This is a genomic window from Arsenophonus endosymbiont of Bemisia tabaci Q2, assembly GCF_902713415.1.
In the GTDB taxonomy this organism is placed as follows: Bacteria; Pseudomonadota; Gammaproteobacteria; order Enterobacterales; family Enterobacteriaceae; genus Arsenophonus.
Genome location: NZ_CACTIE010000017.1, coordinates 1 through 17966, shown reverse-complemented (window position 1 = coordinate 17966; position 17966 = coordinate 1). Strand labels below are relative to the sequence as shown.

General features: G+C 37.8%; 14 protein-coding genes and 3 pseudogenes. All 17 read left to right on the top strand.

What is annotated here, in order from left to right; all coding sequences use genetic code 11:
* Positions 1-1495 precede the first annotated feature (1495 nt).
* Positions 1496-1954, top strand: a complete 459-nt coding sequence (tsaE, locus tag ARSQ2_RS01345; protein WP_181994109.1) for a tRNA (adenosine(37)-N6)-threonylcarbamoyltransferase complex ATPase subunit type 1 TsaE — start codon at positions 1496-1498, stop codon at positions 1952-1954.
* A 29-nt stretch (positions 1955-1983) separates the two neighbouring features.
* A pseudogene (locus ARSQ2_RS01340) lies at positions 1984-3273 on the top strand (N-acetylmuramoyl-L-alanine amidase).
* Positions 3274-3279: 6 nt separating this feature from the next.
* Positions 3280-5235 carry a DNA mismatch repair endonuclease MutL gene (gene mutL, locus ARSQ2_RS01335; RefSeq protein ID WP_238334240.1) on the top strand — a complete coding sequence of 652 codons (1956 nt, stop codon included), beginning with the start codon at positions 3280-3282 and terminating at the stop codon, positions 5233-5235.
* Positions 5228-6169: a tRNA (adenosine(37)-N6)-dimethylallyltransferase MiaA gene (gene miaA, locus ARSQ2_RS01330; protein WP_181994108.1), complete on the top strand. Its 942-nt coding sequence runs from the start codon at positions 5228-5230 to the stop codon at positions 6167-6169. The genes mutL and miaA overlap by 8 nt, the downstream gene beginning before the upstream one ends.
* Before the next feature lie 110 nt (positions 6170-6279).
* Positions 6280-6576, top strand: a complete 297-nt coding sequence (gene hfq, locus ARSQ2_RS01325; RefSeq protein ID WP_026821863.1) for an RNA chaperone Hfq — start codon at positions 6280-6282, stop codon at positions 6574-6576.
* A gap of 94 nt (positions 6577-6670) precedes the next feature.
* A complete protein-coding gene (gene hflX / locus ARSQ2_RS01320; protein WP_181994107.1) occupies positions 6671-7963 on the top strand; it encodes a ribosome rescue GTPase HflX in 1293 nt (430 codons plus the stop codon).
* Positions 7964-8048: 85 nt separating this feature from the next.
* Complete coding sequence (gene hflK, locus ARSQ2_RS01315; RefSeq protein WP_181994106.1) at positions 8049-9266, top strand: FtsH protease activity modulator HflK; 1218 nt, start codon at positions 8049-8051, stop codon at positions 9264-9266.
* A 2-nt stretch (positions 9267-9268) separates the two neighbouring features.
* On the top strand, positions 9269-10276 hold the full coding sequence (gene hflC / locus ARSQ2_RS01310) for a protease modulator HflC (RefSeq protein WP_181994105.1): 1008 nt from the start codon (positions 9269-9271) through the stop codon (positions 10274-10276).
* 170 nt (positions 10277-10446) lie between these two features.
* Entirely contained in the window at positions 10447-11745 is a 1299-nt protein-coding gene (locus ARSQ2_RS01305; RefSeq protein WP_181994104.1) for an adenylosuccinate synthase, read from the top strand.
* A 194-nt stretch (positions 11746-11939) separates the two neighbouring features.
* Positions 11940-12361, top strand: a pseudogene (nsrR, locus tag ARSQ2_RS01300) (nitric oxide-sensing transcriptional repressor NsrR).
* A gap of 58 nt (positions 12362-12419) precedes the next feature.
* A complete protein-coding gene (gene rnr, locus ARSQ2_RS01295) occupies positions 12420-14864 on the top strand; it encodes a ribonuclease R (RefSeq protein ID WP_181994103.1) in 2445 nt (814 codons plus the stop codon).
* A gap of 77 nt (positions 14865-14941) precedes the next feature.
* Positions 14942-15679, top strand: coding sequence for a 23S rRNA (guanosine(2251)-2'-O)-methyltransferase RlmB (gene rlmB, locus ARSQ2_RS01290; protein WP_181994102.1), 738 nt, complete (start codon positions 14942-14944; stop codon positions 15677-15679).
* 321 nt (positions 15680-16000) lie between these two features.
* Complete coding sequence (rpsF, locus tag ARSQ2_RS01285) at positions 16001-16393, top strand: 30S ribosomal protein S6 (protein ID WP_181994101.1); 393 nt, start codon at positions 16001-16003, stop codon at positions 16391-16393.
* A gap of 8 nt (positions 16394-16401) precedes the next feature.
* A complete protein-coding gene (gene priB / locus ARSQ2_RS01280; protein ID WP_181994133.1) occupies positions 16402-16719 on the top strand; it encodes a primosomal replication protein N in 318 nt (105 codons plus the stop codon).
* Positions 16720-16723: 4 nt separating this feature from the next.
* Positions 16724-16951, top strand: a complete 228-nt coding sequence (rpsR, locus tag ARSQ2_RS01275) for a 30S ribosomal protein S18 (protein WP_181994100.1) — start codon at positions 16724-16726, stop codon at positions 16949-16951.
* A gap of 38 nt (positions 16952-16989) precedes the next feature.
* Entirely contained in the window at positions 16990-17439 is a 450-nt protein-coding gene (rplI, locus tag ARSQ2_RS01270) for a 50S ribosomal protein L9 (RefSeq protein ID WP_181994099.1), read from the top strand.
* Positions 17440-17845: 406 nt separating this feature from the next.
* Positions 17846-17938: pseudogene (locus ARSQ2_RS01265) on the top strand (peptidylprolyl isomerase); the annotation flags it as partial.
* Positions 17939-17966: the final 28 nt, after the last annotated feature.

The window sequence follows — 17966 nt, the reverse complement described above, 5'->3', positions numbered from 1 at the left end:
TAGATTTTTTATGGTTAAAAGTACTTGTCTGTTTGATAATTTTTCGTATAATTCGCAATCCATAGTGATTCGTAATATTGTTGTTATAAATATGCGGGAATAGCTCAGTTGGTAGAGCCCGACCTTGCCAAGGTCGGGGTCGTGAGTTCGAGTCTGGTTTCACGCCCAAAATTCTTCTTTATATCATTAAAAGAATAAAATTCTGTGATATAATTCATTGTTTCTTATTATATTTTTGTTCTTTCAGCTTATTAATTACTCAAAGTTTAGTGGCCAATTTATAGCTATTTTGTTGATGAATTTTATTTTTCTGTTTTGGGTTTTCTTTAAAAATAAGAATAAAAATTTTTGTTGCACTATGACACTATGATAAAAACCGTCTATTTTTAAATAGGAGATTAGCTACTAAAAAAAGTCATAGTCTTGATTAGTAGTCAACAATTATTATATACCTAATCTAGATAGAATTTATTTGAAAATTGGGCACATAGAACTTGCAAATCGTATCTGCTAGGCATAGAATTCCATTCCCTCAATTTTGAAGTAGATGTGATGTTACAGCATATACTTTATCAGTGAAGTGAACAATGTGCTGTCATTCTTGACAGGGAAATTATTCTAGTATTTAAAATGTATTGTAGGTGAATTGATGTTGTTATTTACATTAATCTTAGAAATTTTATGGCTAAAACTGCTACAGTTTCTCAGTTAAAATGTTTTTATAACTTATTCGTTTACAATTGAATTTTGGTTATGGCACACAGTGTCTATTTTTCTTTTTTGCACAGAGTTATCCACAGGAAAATGCGTTTTTCTATCGCTATCCCTATTGATGCTTTTCTTTATCAATAATATTTAACTTATTGAAAATTTTTTTAAAAAATATTTATTTTTTTGAAAAATTGATTTTATGGTTATTTTTTATGATCAATGCATTTTTATTTTATGCACAAGTAAAATTCAAGTATCTATTCTAGAAAATACTGATGTTAATAACCAGATATTGCGCGCAAGGCGCTATTATTATTATTTATTATTTTGATAAGGTTTTTATTTATAATAAAAGTATCATATTAACGATATATTTCAAGGTGTAACACTATCTAAGGCAATATAATATTTTAATAGCGGATATTTACCTATGTCTCGATATATTGTAGCGCCTTCTTAATGATGTAAAAAAGTTTCTCGCAACCAAATAAATTTAATCGTTTAAGACAATAATATTGCATAATAAACGTTAATTTATTGATATTAATAGAAATTTTTATATTTTTGTTTTTTTATATAAATATGTAAAAATCAAATGATAGAATATTGATAAAAGCAAGTAACTGAAAAGATTAACTAGCTGAATAATAAGCATATGATGTAAGTTTTATTGATAAATATAACATTAAATATCGCTATAATATTCGGTAAGTAATAGTATTTTGTGATATGTTTTATGAATTAAATTATTAGATAAAAAATTATAAAAAATGACAATATTTTCATGAAAAAACTTATATTATTGCTTGCTAATGAAAAGGCAACAATAACCTTAGGGCAGCGTTTAGCTCAGCTTTGTAAGCAGGATTTTATTCTTTATTTATATGGAGACTTAGGTGCGGGAAAAACGACTTTTTGTCGTGGTTTTTTGCAAGGTTTAGGTTATCAAGGACATGTAAAAAGTCCAACTTACACTTTAGTTGAACCCTATTTGTTGACTCCTAATCCTGTTTATCATTTTGATTTATATCGTTTAACTGATCCTGAAGAGCTTGAATTTATGGGTATCCGTGACTATTTTGATTGGAAGGCTATATGTTTGGTGGAATGGCCAAAAAAAGGTGAAGGGATGCTACCATGCGCTGATCTTGAACTCTACCTATCATATGACAATAATGGAAGACAAGCACGATTTGTCGCGTTATCAACATATGGGGAAATGTTATTAGAAAAATTGTCATAATAGGAATACTAATCATGATGAAGACTTTGATGATTAATATAATAATGATTAATATAATAAAAAGATGGCAAACTCATGTATTTCATTTATTAATGACAACAATATTACTTAGCAACTTATTATTGTCTAATGCACAGGCTGCAACTTTATCCAAATATTCGCGTCAATGATAATTTATCCGAGGCAAAACTCACTTTACACTTTGCTGGCGGTAATCCAGAGTACCGCTTCTTTCCCCTTCATGAGCTTGAGCGTTTGGTTGTCGATTTTGGTCAATCTGATCAGGTATCTCGATTACCAATGAAGTTTATAAATAATAATTTGGTTAAAGGGATCCGTACTAGTCAGCCACCGAATAGTCAGTATCAACGTATTGTTATCAAATTGGCAAATGCAGTGAAAGCAAGTGCGGTGGCTGAACAAATAAATCATCGCTATCAAATAGTTTTTAGCTTAAAGAATAATCGTGCTGGGGTATCGCAGCCTCAGACATCTCAGTCCGCAACTGAAGCAACCAATAAATTGCTATCAATTGATTCACCAGCTGAGAAAAAGTTAGCCAATAACTCACCAACTCCCTCAATATATAAAAATTTACCTAAAGGTACTCGGCAAGTTGCCGTGGTAATTGATGCTGGACATGGCAGTAAAGATCCAGGCGCAATTGGGCAAAATGGTCATCGTGAAAAAAATATAACAATGATAATTGCGCGTAAATTAAAGAACCATTTAAAGACAGATCCAATTTTAAGACAGTGATGACCCGTAATGGCGATTATTTTATTTCTGTAGCGGGTCGTTCAGAAGTGGCACGAAAAAAAGCGGCTGATATGCTCGTTTCAATTCATGCTGATGAAGCACCTAATAATCGTGCCCGAGGTGCTTCTGTCTGGGTGCTTTCCAATCGAAGAGCGAATAGTGAATTGGGTAATTCGCTTGAACAACATGAAAAGCAATCTGAATTATTAGGTGGTGCCGGTGATGCGTTAGCAAATGGTGCAGATCCTTATCTTAGCCAAACTGTTTTAGATTTACAATTTGGCAATTCCCAACGTGTAGGTTATGCTGTCGCGGTAAAAGTACTGAGAGAATTAAGTAAAATTGGTAATATCCATAAATATGATCCAGAACATGCCAGTCTTGGTGTACTTCGTTCTACCGACATTCCATCTATTCTGGTGGAAGCAGGTTTTGTTAGTAATATTTCTGAAGAGCGCCTTTTAGTTTCTGACGATTATCAGAAAAGTTTGGCAGTAGCTATTCATCAAGCATTACGCAATTATTTTACCCAACACCCCTTACAAGCAGCGCCAAAATGATGAAATATGGCAGAGGTCATTATGTCAGCGATACAAATTCTTTCTCCTGAGTTAGCTAATCAAATTGCTGCGGGTGAAGCTGTTGAACGCCCATCATTGGTTCTGAAAGAGTTAGTCGAAAATAGTCTTGATGCTGGCGCCAGCCGTATTGATATTGAAATTGAACGTGGTGGGTCAAAACTTATCCGTATCCATGACAATGGTAGTGGTATCGCCAAAGAAGATTTAACACTAGCGTTGGCGCGACACGCGACCAGCAAAATAGCCACGCTAGAAGATCTGGCCGCTATTATGAGTATGGGATTTAGAGGAGAAGCGCTGGCCAGTATTAGTTCGGTTTCTCGTTTAATACTAACTTCACGCGTCGAGACTCAGACAGAAGCCTGGCAAGCTTATGCTGAAGGGCGTGAGATGAATGTTACGCTAAAACCTGCTGCTCACCCAATAGGAACAACAGTTGAAGTTCTTGATCTGTTTTATAATACGCCGGCTCGACGTAAATTTTTACGTACAGAAAAAACCGAATTTAGCCATATTGATGAGATTGTACGTAGAATAGCTTTAGCGCGTTTCGATGTTGCAATCAATTTGCATCATAATGGTAAATTAGTTCGCCAGTATCGTGCGACAAATAGTGAAGAGCAATATGAACGACGCTTAGCTGCTATTTGTGGTACTTCTTTTATACAAAATGCGGTGAAATTATGTTGGCAACATGGTGATTTAGCCATTAAAGGCTGGATAACTAATCCCTATTTAGGTAGGGCCGCTGAAATTCAATATTGTTATGTTAATGGGCGCATAATGCGCGATCGATTAATCAATCATGCAATTCGTCAGGCCTATGCTCATCGTCTACAAGAAGAACAGCAAGCGGCTTATGTGCTTTATTTAACCATTGATCCTCATCAGGTTGATGTTAATGTTCATCCAGCTAAACAGGAAGTCCGTTTTCACCAAGCGAGATTGGTTCATGATTTTATCTATCAGGGTGTGAACACGGTACTAAGCCAACAACACCAAAAACAATTTAATCAAGTCTCTGTTAGTTCAAACCAGGAAACTCATCTTGCTTCAGGATTACAAAATCGGTTAGCTGCGGGTGAAAATTTTTTTGCCTCAGATGATTCAAAGCAGCATTTAGTTATTAAAGAGCAAGAAGAACAAGTAATAACAGAATTAAATGCCAGTAGCCAAATTTCGCCGTCTAAAACAGCATCATTTTCTTGTTACAATAATGGAAAAATAGCTAAAAAAATCTATAACAAAAAACAGGGTGAGCTTTATCAGCAATTGATGCAAAATGAACCAGCTAAACAAGAAAAAATCCCACTTTTTCCAGAGCGAGAATCAATAAAAACTGAAAAAATAGCAATAAAATCGGTTGATATAGAAAAAAATAATAAAAATTATACATTTGGTAAAATACTAGCAATTTATTCTAAAAATTTCGCATTTATTGAATCATCATTTGGAATAGGTTTGTTATCATTAGCGGAAGCTGAGCGATATTTAAAACGAGGTCAATTAATTCCTACTGATATAGAATTAAAATCTCAGCCCTTACTGATACCAATAAAGCTCTCATTAACAGAAAAGGAAATTGAAACTTTTTATCGAGTAAAGGTATTATTAAGTACCTTAGGTTTTGACATAAATATTTCTCATAACAAAGCAACAATTAGTGGTGTATCTTGTCCCTTGAGATCACAAAATTTATCTGAACTATTTCCAAAACTATTGAAATATTTTGCTCAAAATACTTCTTGTCAGTTGATGGAATTAGTTGTTTGGTTAGCAGATAATTTAGTAAATGAAAAAAAAGTGTGGACAATTGCACAAGGGGTACAGTTATTAGCGGATCTGGAGCGGGCTTACCCTGAATTAGTTAAAGAACCACCGAAAAAATTACTACAACTAATTGATTTTGAATCGGTGATAACGGCTTTAACTCATGAGTAAACAAATTTTTCAACATAAACCCCAAGCGATTTTTATCATGGGGCCAACGGCGTCACGAAAGACAGCATTGGCAATGGCATTGCGTCAACAATTACCCGTTGAAATAATTAGTGTAGATTCTGCTTTAATTTATTGCGGTATGAATATAGGAACAGCGAAACCAACACGGGAAGAGCAACAAATTGCCCCACACCGATTAATTGACATATTGGATCCTGCACAGTCTTATTCAGCCGCAGATTTTCGCCGTGATGCTTTATTAGAAATGGAAAAAATTGTCGCATCGGGCCGTATTCCCTTACTCGTTGGGGGGACTATGCTATATTTTAAAGCATTACTGGATGGGTTGTCACCCTTACCTTCTGCCGATGTTACAATTCGGGCAGAAATTGAAATGCAAGCGAAACAATTTGGTTGGGAAACAATTCATAAACGTTTGAAAACGGTTGATCCCATATCAGCAGCTAGAATCCATCCTAATGATCCTCAACGATTGTCTCGTGCCTTAGAGGTTTTCTTAGTTTCCGGGCAGAGTCTGACAGAATTAACTGAAATTGTAGAGGCAGAATTACCTTATAATGTGTTACAGTTTGCGATTTCACCGCAAGATCGTAAAATTCTCCACCAACGTATTGAGATGCGCTTCCTAAAAATGTTGAAGACCGGTTTTGAGGATGAAGTTAGCGCTCTTTATGCTAGAGGGGATCTCCATGGGGATCTACCCGCTATACGTTCTGTTGGTTATCGTCAGATGTGGTCATATTTGTCTGGTGAAATCAGCTATGATGAAATGGTTTATCGTGGTATATGTGCAACACGTCAATTGGCTAAACGTCAAATTACATGGTTAAGAGGATGGAAAAACGTGCATAGACTCGATAGCGATGATATTAAGGGAATTCTTAACACAATATTGCATGTTATTAGTGCATAGGTTTCCTATTTATGTACAATTGGTGGTAAAGGCACAATTTTTTTGAGTAGTTAATTTTTTCGAACCATAAAGGTTCTTAGTTAAAAACAACAAAATAAGGAAAATAGAGAATGGCTAAGGGGCAATCTTTGCAAGATCCGTTCCTAAACGCGTTACGTCGTGAAAGGGTTCCGGTTTCCATTTATTTGGTCAATGGCATCAAATTACAAGGTCAAATCGAATCATTTGATCAATTTGTTATTTTACTGAAAAACACAGTAAGCCAAATGGTATATAAGCATGCTATTTCTACTGTAGTACCTTCTCGTCCTGTATCTCACCATAGTAATCAAGGGGGTAATACAGGCTTAGGTAATTACAATACAGGTAATGTGGCAGTTCCACAGGATAGTGATGCGACTGAATAATTCAGTTAATTATCTGAACAAAAAAATACAGGTAAAGTTCCTTTTACCTGTATTTTTCCTGTTTGATATTTTTTAAGTCTAAGGAGTTGTGCTTTTGTTTGATAGACATGAAGGTGGGGAATTAGCTGTTCTTGTGCATGTTTTTTTCTCTAATGAAAAAGATATTGAAAACCTAATTGAATTTGAATCATTAGTCATCTCTGCGGGTATTAAGCCAGTACAGATAATCACAGGAAATCGCAAATCACCGCAGGCTAAATATTTTGTTGGTGAGGGTAAAGCGGAAGAAATTACGGCAGCTGTTAAAGACAGTAATGCCGATGTGGTTCTTTTTGATCATACGTTAAGCCCTGCACAGGAAAGAAATCTTGAACGATTATGTCAGTGCCGAGTTATTGATCGTACGAGTTTAATTTTAGATATATTTGCACAGCGCGCACGTACACATGAAGGTAAACTACAAGTTGAATTAGCTCAGTTAAGGCATATTTCTACCCGTTTGGTACGTGGCTGGACTCACCTTGAACGACAGAAAGGAGGGATCGGCTTACGTGGACCTGGTGAAACGCAACTTGAAACGGATCGTCGATTGATCCGCGGTAAAATTCGACAAATTCTTTCTCGGTTGGCTAAGGTAGAAAAGCAGAGAAAGCAGGGTAGACAAGCTAGAAGTAAAGCGGGTATTCCCACCATATCATTGGTAGGTTACACTAATGCAGGTAAGTCTAGTCTGTTTAATCAAATGACAAAGTCTGAAGTATATGCAGCAGATCAATTATTTGCGACGTTAGATCCTAGATTACGGCGTATTGATATTGATGATGTTGGAGTGACAGTGTTGGCTGATACTGTAGGTTTTATTCGCCATCTACCTCACAATCTGGTCGCTGCATTTAAAGCAACATTGCAGGAAACACGCGAAGCCAGTTTATTATTACATGTTGTGGATGCTGCGGATAACCGTATGGAAGAAAATATCCGCGCAGTTGAAAGTGTACTAGAAGAAATTGAGGCTAATGAAATTCCAGCGCTGTTAGTCATGAATAAAATTGACATGTTGAATGGATTTACTCCCCGTATTGATCGCGATGAGAATAATGTCCCTATTCGGGTCTGGCTCTCTGCTCAAACTGGTGAAGGGATTCCATTATTATTACAGGCGCTGACAGAACGCCTTTCTGGTGAAATTGCACACTATGAATTGCGTTTACCGCCAGAAGCGGGTCGTTTGCGCAGTCGATTCTATCAACTTCAGGCAATCGAATATGAAGAAATGGATAAAGATGGCAGTATCATGCTTGAAGTGAAGCTGCCCATTGTTGACTGGCAAAGACTTTGCAAGCAAGAACAACCTTTACTTGAGTACATTGTTAAGTCAACACATTAAATGTGGTCAATAAATTGAACAAATTAAGAGTAAAATATTTTGCTCTTAGCCCTGAAAAACCAATCATAACGAATGGAGCTATAACATGGCGTGGAATCAGCCCGGTAATAACGGACAGGACCGCGACCCGTGGGGAAGCAGCAATAGAAGCAACTCCAGTGGTAATAAAGGTAATCGGAAAAAGGGAACAACTGATCTTGACGATCTGTTCCGCAAGTTGAGTCGCAAACTTGGTGGTTTAGGTGGGAATAATAAAGGTAAAAATGGTTCGAGTAATCAAAATGGCGTCAATATAAACGACCGTTTTATCGTATTTATTATCGCAGCAGTTGTTATTATTTGGGCTGCAAGTGGTTTTTATACGATAAAAGAGAGTGATCGTGGCGTCGTTTTCCGTTTTGGTAAATATAGCCATACTGTTGAACCGGGTTTAAATTGGAAACCAAATTTTATTGAAAAAGTGATTCCGATTAATGTTGAAACCATTCGTGAACAAGCGACTAATGGTATGATGTTAACTGCGGATGAAAATGTTATTCAAGTAGAAATGAACGTCCAGTATCGCGTAACAGATCCGGCTCAATATTTATTTAATATTACTAACCCAGATAACAGTTTACGTCAGGCAATAGATAGCGCAGTACGTGGAATTATTGGCCAATCAGCAATGGAACAGGTGTTAACGACGAAACGTGCCTTTATCCGTTATGAAACACAAAAAGAGTTAGAAAATACAATAAGACCTTATAATATGGGTATAACGATATTAGATGTTAACTTCCAGGCTGCTCGTCCACCGGAAGCGGTTAAAGCCGCATTTGATGATGTTATTGCAGCGCGAGAAGAAGAACAGAAGACCATCCGTGAAGCGCAAGCTTATCGTAATGAAGTTTTGCCATTAGCGAACGGTAATGCCCAGAAATTGATCGAAGAAGCAAAAGCTTATAAATCAAGTGTGGTTTTCAAGGCGGAAGGTGAAGTAGCCAGCTTTGCCAAAATGTTGCCAGAATATCGAGCTGCTCCTCAAATCACTCGTGAACGTTTATATATTGAGACAATGGAACGAGTACTAAGTAATACGCGTAAGGTTATTGTTAACGACAAGAGCAATAGTATGTTAGTGTTGCCGTTAGAGCAGATTTTACGCAGTGGAACCAAAGATAAAGCAGCAGATATACAGAAAATAACACCACCAAAAGTTATTCAGCAATCAGATATTTCTACTAAATCGCCTTATTCATATAGCTATGGTACGCGGGATAATGCTCCGGGCAGTAATTCAACTCGTGTAGGAAGACAATAATCATGCGTAAATCAGTGATTGTTATTATTATTGCTGCATTAGTTGTGTTGTATATGTCAATTTTCACCGTTCAACAAACAGAAAGAGGGATTATTCTACGCTTTGGTAAGGTTGTGCGTGATAGTGACAATAAACCTATTATTTATGAGCCAGGTTTGAACCTCAAAATACCATTTATTGAAACGGTAAAAATGCTGGATGCTCGTATTCAGACATTGGATGTTCAGGCAGATCGCTATCTGACTCGAGAAAATAAAGATTTAATGGTTGATTCCTATTTAAAATGGCGAATTACTGATTTTAGTCGTTACTATGTGGCGACCGGTGGCGGTAATCCTTATCAAGCTGAAACTTTACTGAAACGTAAATTTAGTGATCGTCTGCGTTCAGAATTTGGCCGTTTAAATGTGAAAGATATTATTACCGATTCTCGCGGGCGCTTGACCGTCGATGTGCGTGATGCACTTAATAAAGGTTCTGGTTCAGATACAGAAGCGACAAAAGATGCAGATCAGGCTATTGCCTCGGCAGCAGCCCGTTTTGATCAAGAGATCAAAGGTAATTCGCCAGTTGTTAATCCAAATAGCATGGCGGCGTTAGGGATCCAAGTTGTCGATGTTCGCATCAAACGTATTGAATTGCCAAGTGAAGTTTCGGAAGCGATATATCAACGTATGCGCGCTGAACGAGAGGCTGTAGCACGCCAACATCGTTCACAAGGTCAAGAAGAGGCCGTGAAGATCCGTGCAGCAGCAGATAAAACAGTGACCGAGACATTGGCAGAAGCGGAGCGTACGGCACTGAAATTACATGGTGAAGGAGATGCGATGGCAACTAAGCTATTTGCTGATGCATTTAACCAAGATCCTGATTTCTATGCTTTCATTCGTAGTTTACGGGCATACGAAAAGAGCTTTAGTAAAAATGGTGATGATGTGATGGTATTAAGCCCAGATACCGATTTTTTCCGCTATATGCGAGCACCAACTAAACAAAGAGCCGTACAGTGATCATTTAAAGATAAATGAAATGATTGCGAATTGACTCTCGGTAAGCCCGCATTAGGCGGGCTTTAATCTGTTAAGATTGTCATGAAAAGAGGTATTGATGTTATAAAAATTGCTGGCAGCTAATGATTGAAATGGTAGAATTTTTTTTAAGCAATCGAGTGAATTTTAAAATGGGTAAAAACGTTGTCGTATTAGGTACTCAATGGGGTGACGAAGGTAAAGGCAAAATAGTCGATTTATTAACTGAACGCGCTAAGTATGTTGTTCGTTACCAAGGTGGGCATAATGCTGGTCATACGCTACTGGTAAATGGTGAGAAAACTGTTCTCCATCTTATCCCATCAGGTATTCTGCGTGAAAATGTCATAATCGTCATTGGCAATGGTGTGGTATTAGCGCCTGATGCATTAATGGATGAAATGAAAAAATTGGAAGCGCGTGGTGTGCCAGTGCGTAAACGCCTCAAAATTTCGGCAGCTTGTCCATTAATCTTGCCCTATCATGTTGCTTTAGATAATGAGCGTGAAAAAGCGCGAGGCGCAAAAGCAATAGGAACGACCGGCCGGGGCATCGGCCCTGCTTATGAAGATAAAGTTGCCCGCCGTGGATTACGTGTTGGCGATCTGTTTAATAAAAAAACCTTTCCAGTCAAACTTAAAGAAATTGTTGATTACCATAATTTTCAATTAGTGAATTATTATAAAGCACCTGCAATCGATTACCAAAAAACATTAGATGATATTATGGTTATTGCCGATATTTTGACGGCGATGAGCGTTGATGTCGCTGATTTATTATACAAAGCGCATCAAGCAGGCGAATTAGTGATGTATGAAGGTGCTCAGGGAACATTGCTGGACATTGATCATGGTACTTATCCCTATGTGACTTCATCAAACACAACGGCGGGTGGTGTTGCCACTGGTTCAGGATTAGGTCCGCGTTATGTTAATTATGTTTTAGGAATATTGAAAGCTTATTCTACCCGTGTAGGTGGCGGTCCTTTTCCAACGGAGTTATCTGATGAAACCGGCGAATACCTGCGTGAAAAAGGGCAAGAATTTGGTGCAACAACAGGCCGTTTCCGTCGTACAGGTTGGTTAGATATTGTTGCTATTAACCGGGCAGTTGAAATCAATTCTCTTTCCGGTTTCTGTTTAACCAAATTAGATGTATTAGACGGTTTGGATGAAGTGAAATTTTGTGTTGCTTATCGCAAACCTGATGGAACTCAATTGACTATAACGCCGTTAGCGGCAGAGGAATGGGAAGATTTAGCGCCGATATATGAAACCTTACCAGGCTGGAGTCAAAGTACTTTTGGGGTAAAAGAATATAATCAATTACCTAAAGAAGCCATTGATTATATTAAACGGATTGAGGAATTAACCGCGATCCCGATAGATATTATTTCGACTGGACCTGATCGTGCTGAAACAATGATATTACGAGATCCTTTTGATGCATAATTTTACCAGTCAATAATATTGCTCAAAGAGTGACGCCTCAACATTCAGGCGTTATTTTTATATCTAGTAATTCATATTGCCTGATTACTGATCAATTTTGCTTAATATGATAAAAATTTACATAATAGATATAACTAAATGAATTAATGTCAAGAAGATCTCTTTCCATTTTTGTTTTATAACCAGAGGTTAATGTGCAGTTAACAAGTTTTACTGATTATGGCTTAAGCGCATTAATTTATATGGCTTCATTACCTAAGGATAAAAGAACTAATATTACTGAAGTTCCTAATGTATACAGTGTCTCGCGTAACCATATGGTAAAAATTATTAATCAATTAAGCCGATGTGGACTTGTTGCTGGGGTGAGAAGGAAAAATGGCGGGATTTACTTAGGCAAGCCAGCTGAGCAGATCCGGATAGGTGATGTTGTTCGTCTATTAGAGCCTCTCGCATTAGTTAATTGCTGCAGCGATTTTTGCCATATTACTTTTGCTTGTCGATTAAAAAAATATTAAATCAAGTAATTGAACTTTTTTTAAATGAATTAGATAAATATACACTGGCAGATCTAATAGAAAATAATAAGCTACTTTATAAGTTACTATTAAAATAAATAACAGGCCTGGTGTATTAGTGGGTTATATTAATCAAAGTGGTAGTGGAGGTGAGTGATGGCAAAAGATCCTTATAAAGACCGGGAAGCTGAGAAATATCATTCACCAATTGTAAGTCGTGAATATATTTTAGAGGTATTAGCAAAATTTACTAAGCCTGTAAGTCGACAGGAAATCGGCCGAATATTAAAGTTAACTAAAGAAGAAGAGTTAGAGGCTTTGCGGCGCCGCTTACGTGCTATGGAACGTGATGGGCAATTAGTATTTACTCGTCGTCAATGTTATGCCTTACCTGAACGCCTTGATTTACTCAAAGGCACAGTTATTGGCCATCGTGATGGTTTTGGTTTTTTACGGGTAGAAGGCCAGAAAGACGATTTTTACCTTTCTTTAGAAGAAATGAAAAAAGCGCTGCATGGTGATCTTGTACTTATCCAGCCATTGGGCAAAGATCGGCGAGGACGTACAGAAGTTCGCATTGTTCGAGTGCTTGTCCCACGAAATAATCATATTGTAGGACGTTATTTTATAGAATCGGGGATGGGGTATGTAGTCCCTGATGATAGTCGACTGTCCTTTGAGATATTGATCCCTAAAGAGCAGGTTAACGGTGCCAGGATGGGAAATGTGGTTGTCGTTGAGATGACAACCCGACCAGCGCGCCATACCCAGGCAGTAGGAAATATTGTCGAAGTATTAGGCGAAAGCATGGGGACTAACATTGTGGTAGAGATTGCATTAAGAACCTATGAAATTCCGTATAGTTGGCCGCCACAAGTTGAGAAGCAAGTTGCTGATTTGTCCGAACAGATCCCTGCGTCAGCAAAAAAAGGCAGAGTAGACTTATGTCATCTACCTTTAGTCACCATTGATGGCGAAGATGCCCGAGATTTTGATGATGCAGTTTATTGTATGCCGAAAGAAGACGGTGGCTGGTGCTTATGGGTCGCGATTGCTGATGTTAGTTATTATGTGCGGCCACAAACGGCTTTGGATAGTGAAGCGGTTAGTCGGGGAAATTCAGTCTATTTTCCATCACGAGTGATCCCTATGTTGCCTGAAATTCTTTCTAATGGGTTATGTTCATTAAACCCTGAAGTTGAGAGGCTTTGCATGGTATGTGAAATGCAGATATCGGCGGAAGGGAAAATTACTTCATCTAAATTCTATGAAGCCGTAATGCGTTCTCATGCCAGATTGACTTATACCAAAGTCTGGAAAATTTTACAGGGTGACGAAGAATTACGTCAACATTATCAAGACCTGGTGCCGCATTTAGAACAACTTCATCGATTATATAAAGCGTTAGATAATGCGCGCATAAAACGCGGGGCTATCTCCTTTGAATCTGAAGAAGCTAAATTTATTTTTAATGCAGAAAAACGCATTGAGCGGATAGAGCCGGTTGAACGTAATGATGGGCATAAATTAATTGAAGAGTGTATGATTTTAGCGAATATCGCTGCCGCACGTTTTGTTGAGCGGAATAAAGAACCTAGCTTGTATCGTGTCCATGATAGGCCCAAACAAGAGAGTATTGTAAATTTGCGGACGGTATTTAGCGAGCTGGGTTTGAGATTGCCAGGTGGCACGAAACCAGAGTCAGCTGATTATGCTAAAGTTATGGATGAAGTGGCTGAACGTCCGGATCATGAATTGCTGCAAACAATGATTTTGCGTTCAATGAAACAAGCTATTTATGATCCTGAAAATAGAGGGCATTTTGGCTTAGCACTGAAATCTTATGCCCATTTCACTTCACCGATCCGTCGATATCCTGATTTAGCGTTACATCGTTCGATTAAATATCTTTTATCTGGACAACATGGAAACAATCAACATCGCTCGACGCCGACCGGTGGTTGGCATGCTGATAGTCATGAAATGCTGCAATTGGGTGAACATTGTTCAATGACCGAACGGCGAGCTGATGAAGCGACGAGAGATGTTGCTGATTGGTTGAAATGTGATTTTATGCAGGATCAAGTTGGCAATGTATTTACTGGCATTATCACTAGTGTCACGGGTTTTGGCTTTTTTGTCCGCTTAAAAGATCTTTTTATTGATGGTCTGGTGCATGTCTCATCACTTAATAATGATTACTATCGCTACGATAATGTAGGACAGAGACTTATTGGTGAGTCTTCGGGGATGGTATATCGTCTTGGTGATGAAGTTGAAATTACCGTTGAAGCTGTACATATGGATGAACGCAAGATCGATTTCGCATTGATATCAACCTTACGTAAGGCGAAAAATCCAGGTAAGACAGCAAAAAAAAAAACAAAAAAGCAATTTAAAAAAACAATTTCAACTCATAGCAAGCAAGATCACAGCCAGGACAAAAATTTTGAGCCCAGTAGTGCATTTATTAAAGCGAATAAAAAAGGCAGCGGCAACGCTAAAAAAGTAGATAAGAAAGGGAAAAAGGTTTCTCATAAAAGTAAAAAAATTGCCGCAAAATTGAGAGGAAAAAAGGCTATCAAAAAAACACAAAAATAATCTTAGTTATTTTTATTACTGATCTTCATCGGCAATGATTGACTCTCTTTGAGAGTTATTAAGTAATCGATAAATTTATGAGTGAAATTATTTATGGTATTCATGCAGTGCAAGCACTGCTGGAACGCAATCCATCGCGTTTAAAACAAGTTTATGTACTTAAAGGGCGTGAAGATAAACGTTTATTGCCGATTATTCAACAGCTTGAAAAATTGGGCATTATTATCCAGTTAGCTAATCGTCAATGGATGGATAAGCAGACACAGAACGCTGTTCATCAGGGTATTATCGCTCAGCTAAAACCCGGGCGGCAATATCAAGAGAGTGATTTAGATATTATTATTTCTCAGACAAAATCACCCTTTTTGCTTATATTAGATGGTATTACCGATCCACATAACTTAGGTGCTTGTTTACGTAGTGCAGAGGCTGCGGGTATTGATGCGGTTATTGTACCAAAGGATAAATCTGCTCAACTTAATGCCATCGCTAAGAAAGTTGCCTGTGGTGCAGCTGAGAGTATGCCATTAATTCGGGTTACCAATCTTGCGCGGACACTACGTCAATTGCAGCAGCATCATATCTGGATTGTTGGCACTGCAGGTGACGCCAATCATACATTATATGAAAGTAAGTTAACCGGGCCGGTTGCATTGGTGATGGGTGCTGAAGGTGAAGGTATCCGTCGTTTAACAAGGGAACATTGTGATGAACTGATTAGTATTCCAATGGGCGGTATGGTTTCGTCTTTAAATGTCTCTATTGCGACCGGCGTTTGTTTATTCGAAGCAGTACGTCAACGGCACAGTTATTGAGAAAAAAGTAAGAGCATTGATAATCTTGGCAAGATTATAGCTAGGCGACTTTAAAATGATTACAAGTAATTACTCTATATCAGTAAATTTATATTGGAGAAAAACATATATTTTTGTAATCAAAATTAAGACGCTTAGCTATACTTAACTTAACCCAATTCAATGACGATAAGTGATGATTTAATCTATTGCTTGAGTTTTAACTAAAAGATAGGTATAGTTATGCGTCGATTTTTCAGCCGCACTTAAATAAGTTCCTTGCCTCCATGGGATGCGGCTGACCCTGAAAAGAGACTGATTAATCCGTAAGGAGCAAAACTCATGCGTCATTACGAAATCGTTTTTATGGTTCATCCGGACCAAAGCGAGCAAATTGCAGGTATGATTGAGCGTTATAGTAGTTCTATCACCGAAGCGCAAGGTCAAATCCATCGCTTGGAAGACTGGGGTCGCCGTCAATTAACTTATCCAATCAATAAATTGCACAAAGCACACTATGTTCTGATGAACGTTGAAGCGCCGCAAGAAGTGATTGATGAGTTAGAAACAAACTTCCGCTTCAATGATGCCGTTGTCCGCAGCATGATTATGCGTGTTAAGCATGCGGTTACTGAAGCTTCTCCAATGCTTAAAGCGAAAGACGATCGTCGCAGTCGTGATTTGGTTGATGAAGACCTGGAAGGAATTCAGGTTGCTGAGGATTCTGAAGAGTAAATTTGGTTGTGAATACTAATCGATTGGTGCTGTTAGGCAAAATCTGTAATGCGCCGATAAGAAAAATCAGTCCAGCTGGGGTTCCGCACTGCCAGTTTGTGCTCGAACATCGTTCACAGCAGCAGGAAGCCGGTTTTGATCGACAAGTATGGTGTAGAATAACCATCATCGCCAGCGGACAAAAATTACAACAGTTTACTCACAGTATAACGGTCGGTAGTTGGATCACAGTTATTGGTTTTATTAGTAGCCATCAAAGCGCTAATGGCTTGAATAACTTGGTGCTTCACGCCGAGCAGATTGAATTGATAGATTCTGGAGACTAACCAAATGGCACGTTATTTCCGTCGTCGTAAGTTCTGCCGTTTTACAGCGGAAGGCGTTCAAGAGATTGATTATAAAGATATCGCAACGCTAAAAAACTATATCACTGAAAGTGGTAAAATTGTACCAAGTCGTATCACTGGTACTCGTGAAAAGTACCAGCGTCAGCTCGCTCGTGCTATCAAGCGCGCGCGTTACCTGTCTCTGTTGGCATATACTGATCGTCATCAGTAATTGATACGGTCCATTAACGACTTAAAGAGGATAAGGTAATGCAAATTATTCTGCTGGATAAAGTAGCAAACCTGGGTAGCCTGGGTAACAAAGTTGATGTTAAAGCGGGTTATGCTCGTAACTATTTAGTTCCTCTAGGAAAAGCTGTTCCTGCAACTAAAAAGAATGTTGAATTTTTTGAAGCACGCCGTGCCGAATTAGAAGCTAAATTAGCCGATGTTCTGGCTGTTGCGGAAGGGCGCGCGGAAAAAATTAATTCATTAGCAACAGTAACCATCGCCTCTAAAGCCGGTGATAAAGGTAAACTTTTTGGTTCGATCGGGACTCGTGATATTGCTCAGGCAGTCACTGCTGCCGGTGTTGAGGTTATGAAAAGCGAAGTTCGCTTACCAAATGGTGTATTGCGTACTGTTGGTGAACATGAAGTTCATTTCCAAGTGCATAGTGATGTATTTGCAAAACTGAATGTGAATATCATTGCTGAATAATTGCTTTCTGATTATTATACACAAACAAAAACACCAGCATCAGCTGGGGTTTTTGTTTCGATTTCTATCAGCTAAATCATTGTTGCTATTAATCAATCGTACAAAGTCAATTCTTTTACTTTTTTATCTCTGCCGAGTGTTAGAGGAATTTTTGGCTGGTAGTCGATAATTTTAATTCATGAAATTGTGACTGTTCATATATTATCATTTATATTTAGGAATAAAATTTATTCTTCAAACTGAAATTCCACCTTTAGGTTTTTAGTATTATAAAATTAATGAATTGATATAAAATTAGAATATTATTTTTAACTAGATTTATTTTATATTTTATATAGTTATTTACCCATTTATTTGAGACTGTTATTCTTTATTATTATTTATAATTTAATAAATAGGAACTGTTATGACAGATCAGGCATTTGATTCAATTGAAACTCAGGCAAATTATGGCATTGGTCTTCAAGTTGGTCAACAGCTTTTAGAATCAGGCTTGGATGTAGTGGTCTAATAAAACTGTAGAGATT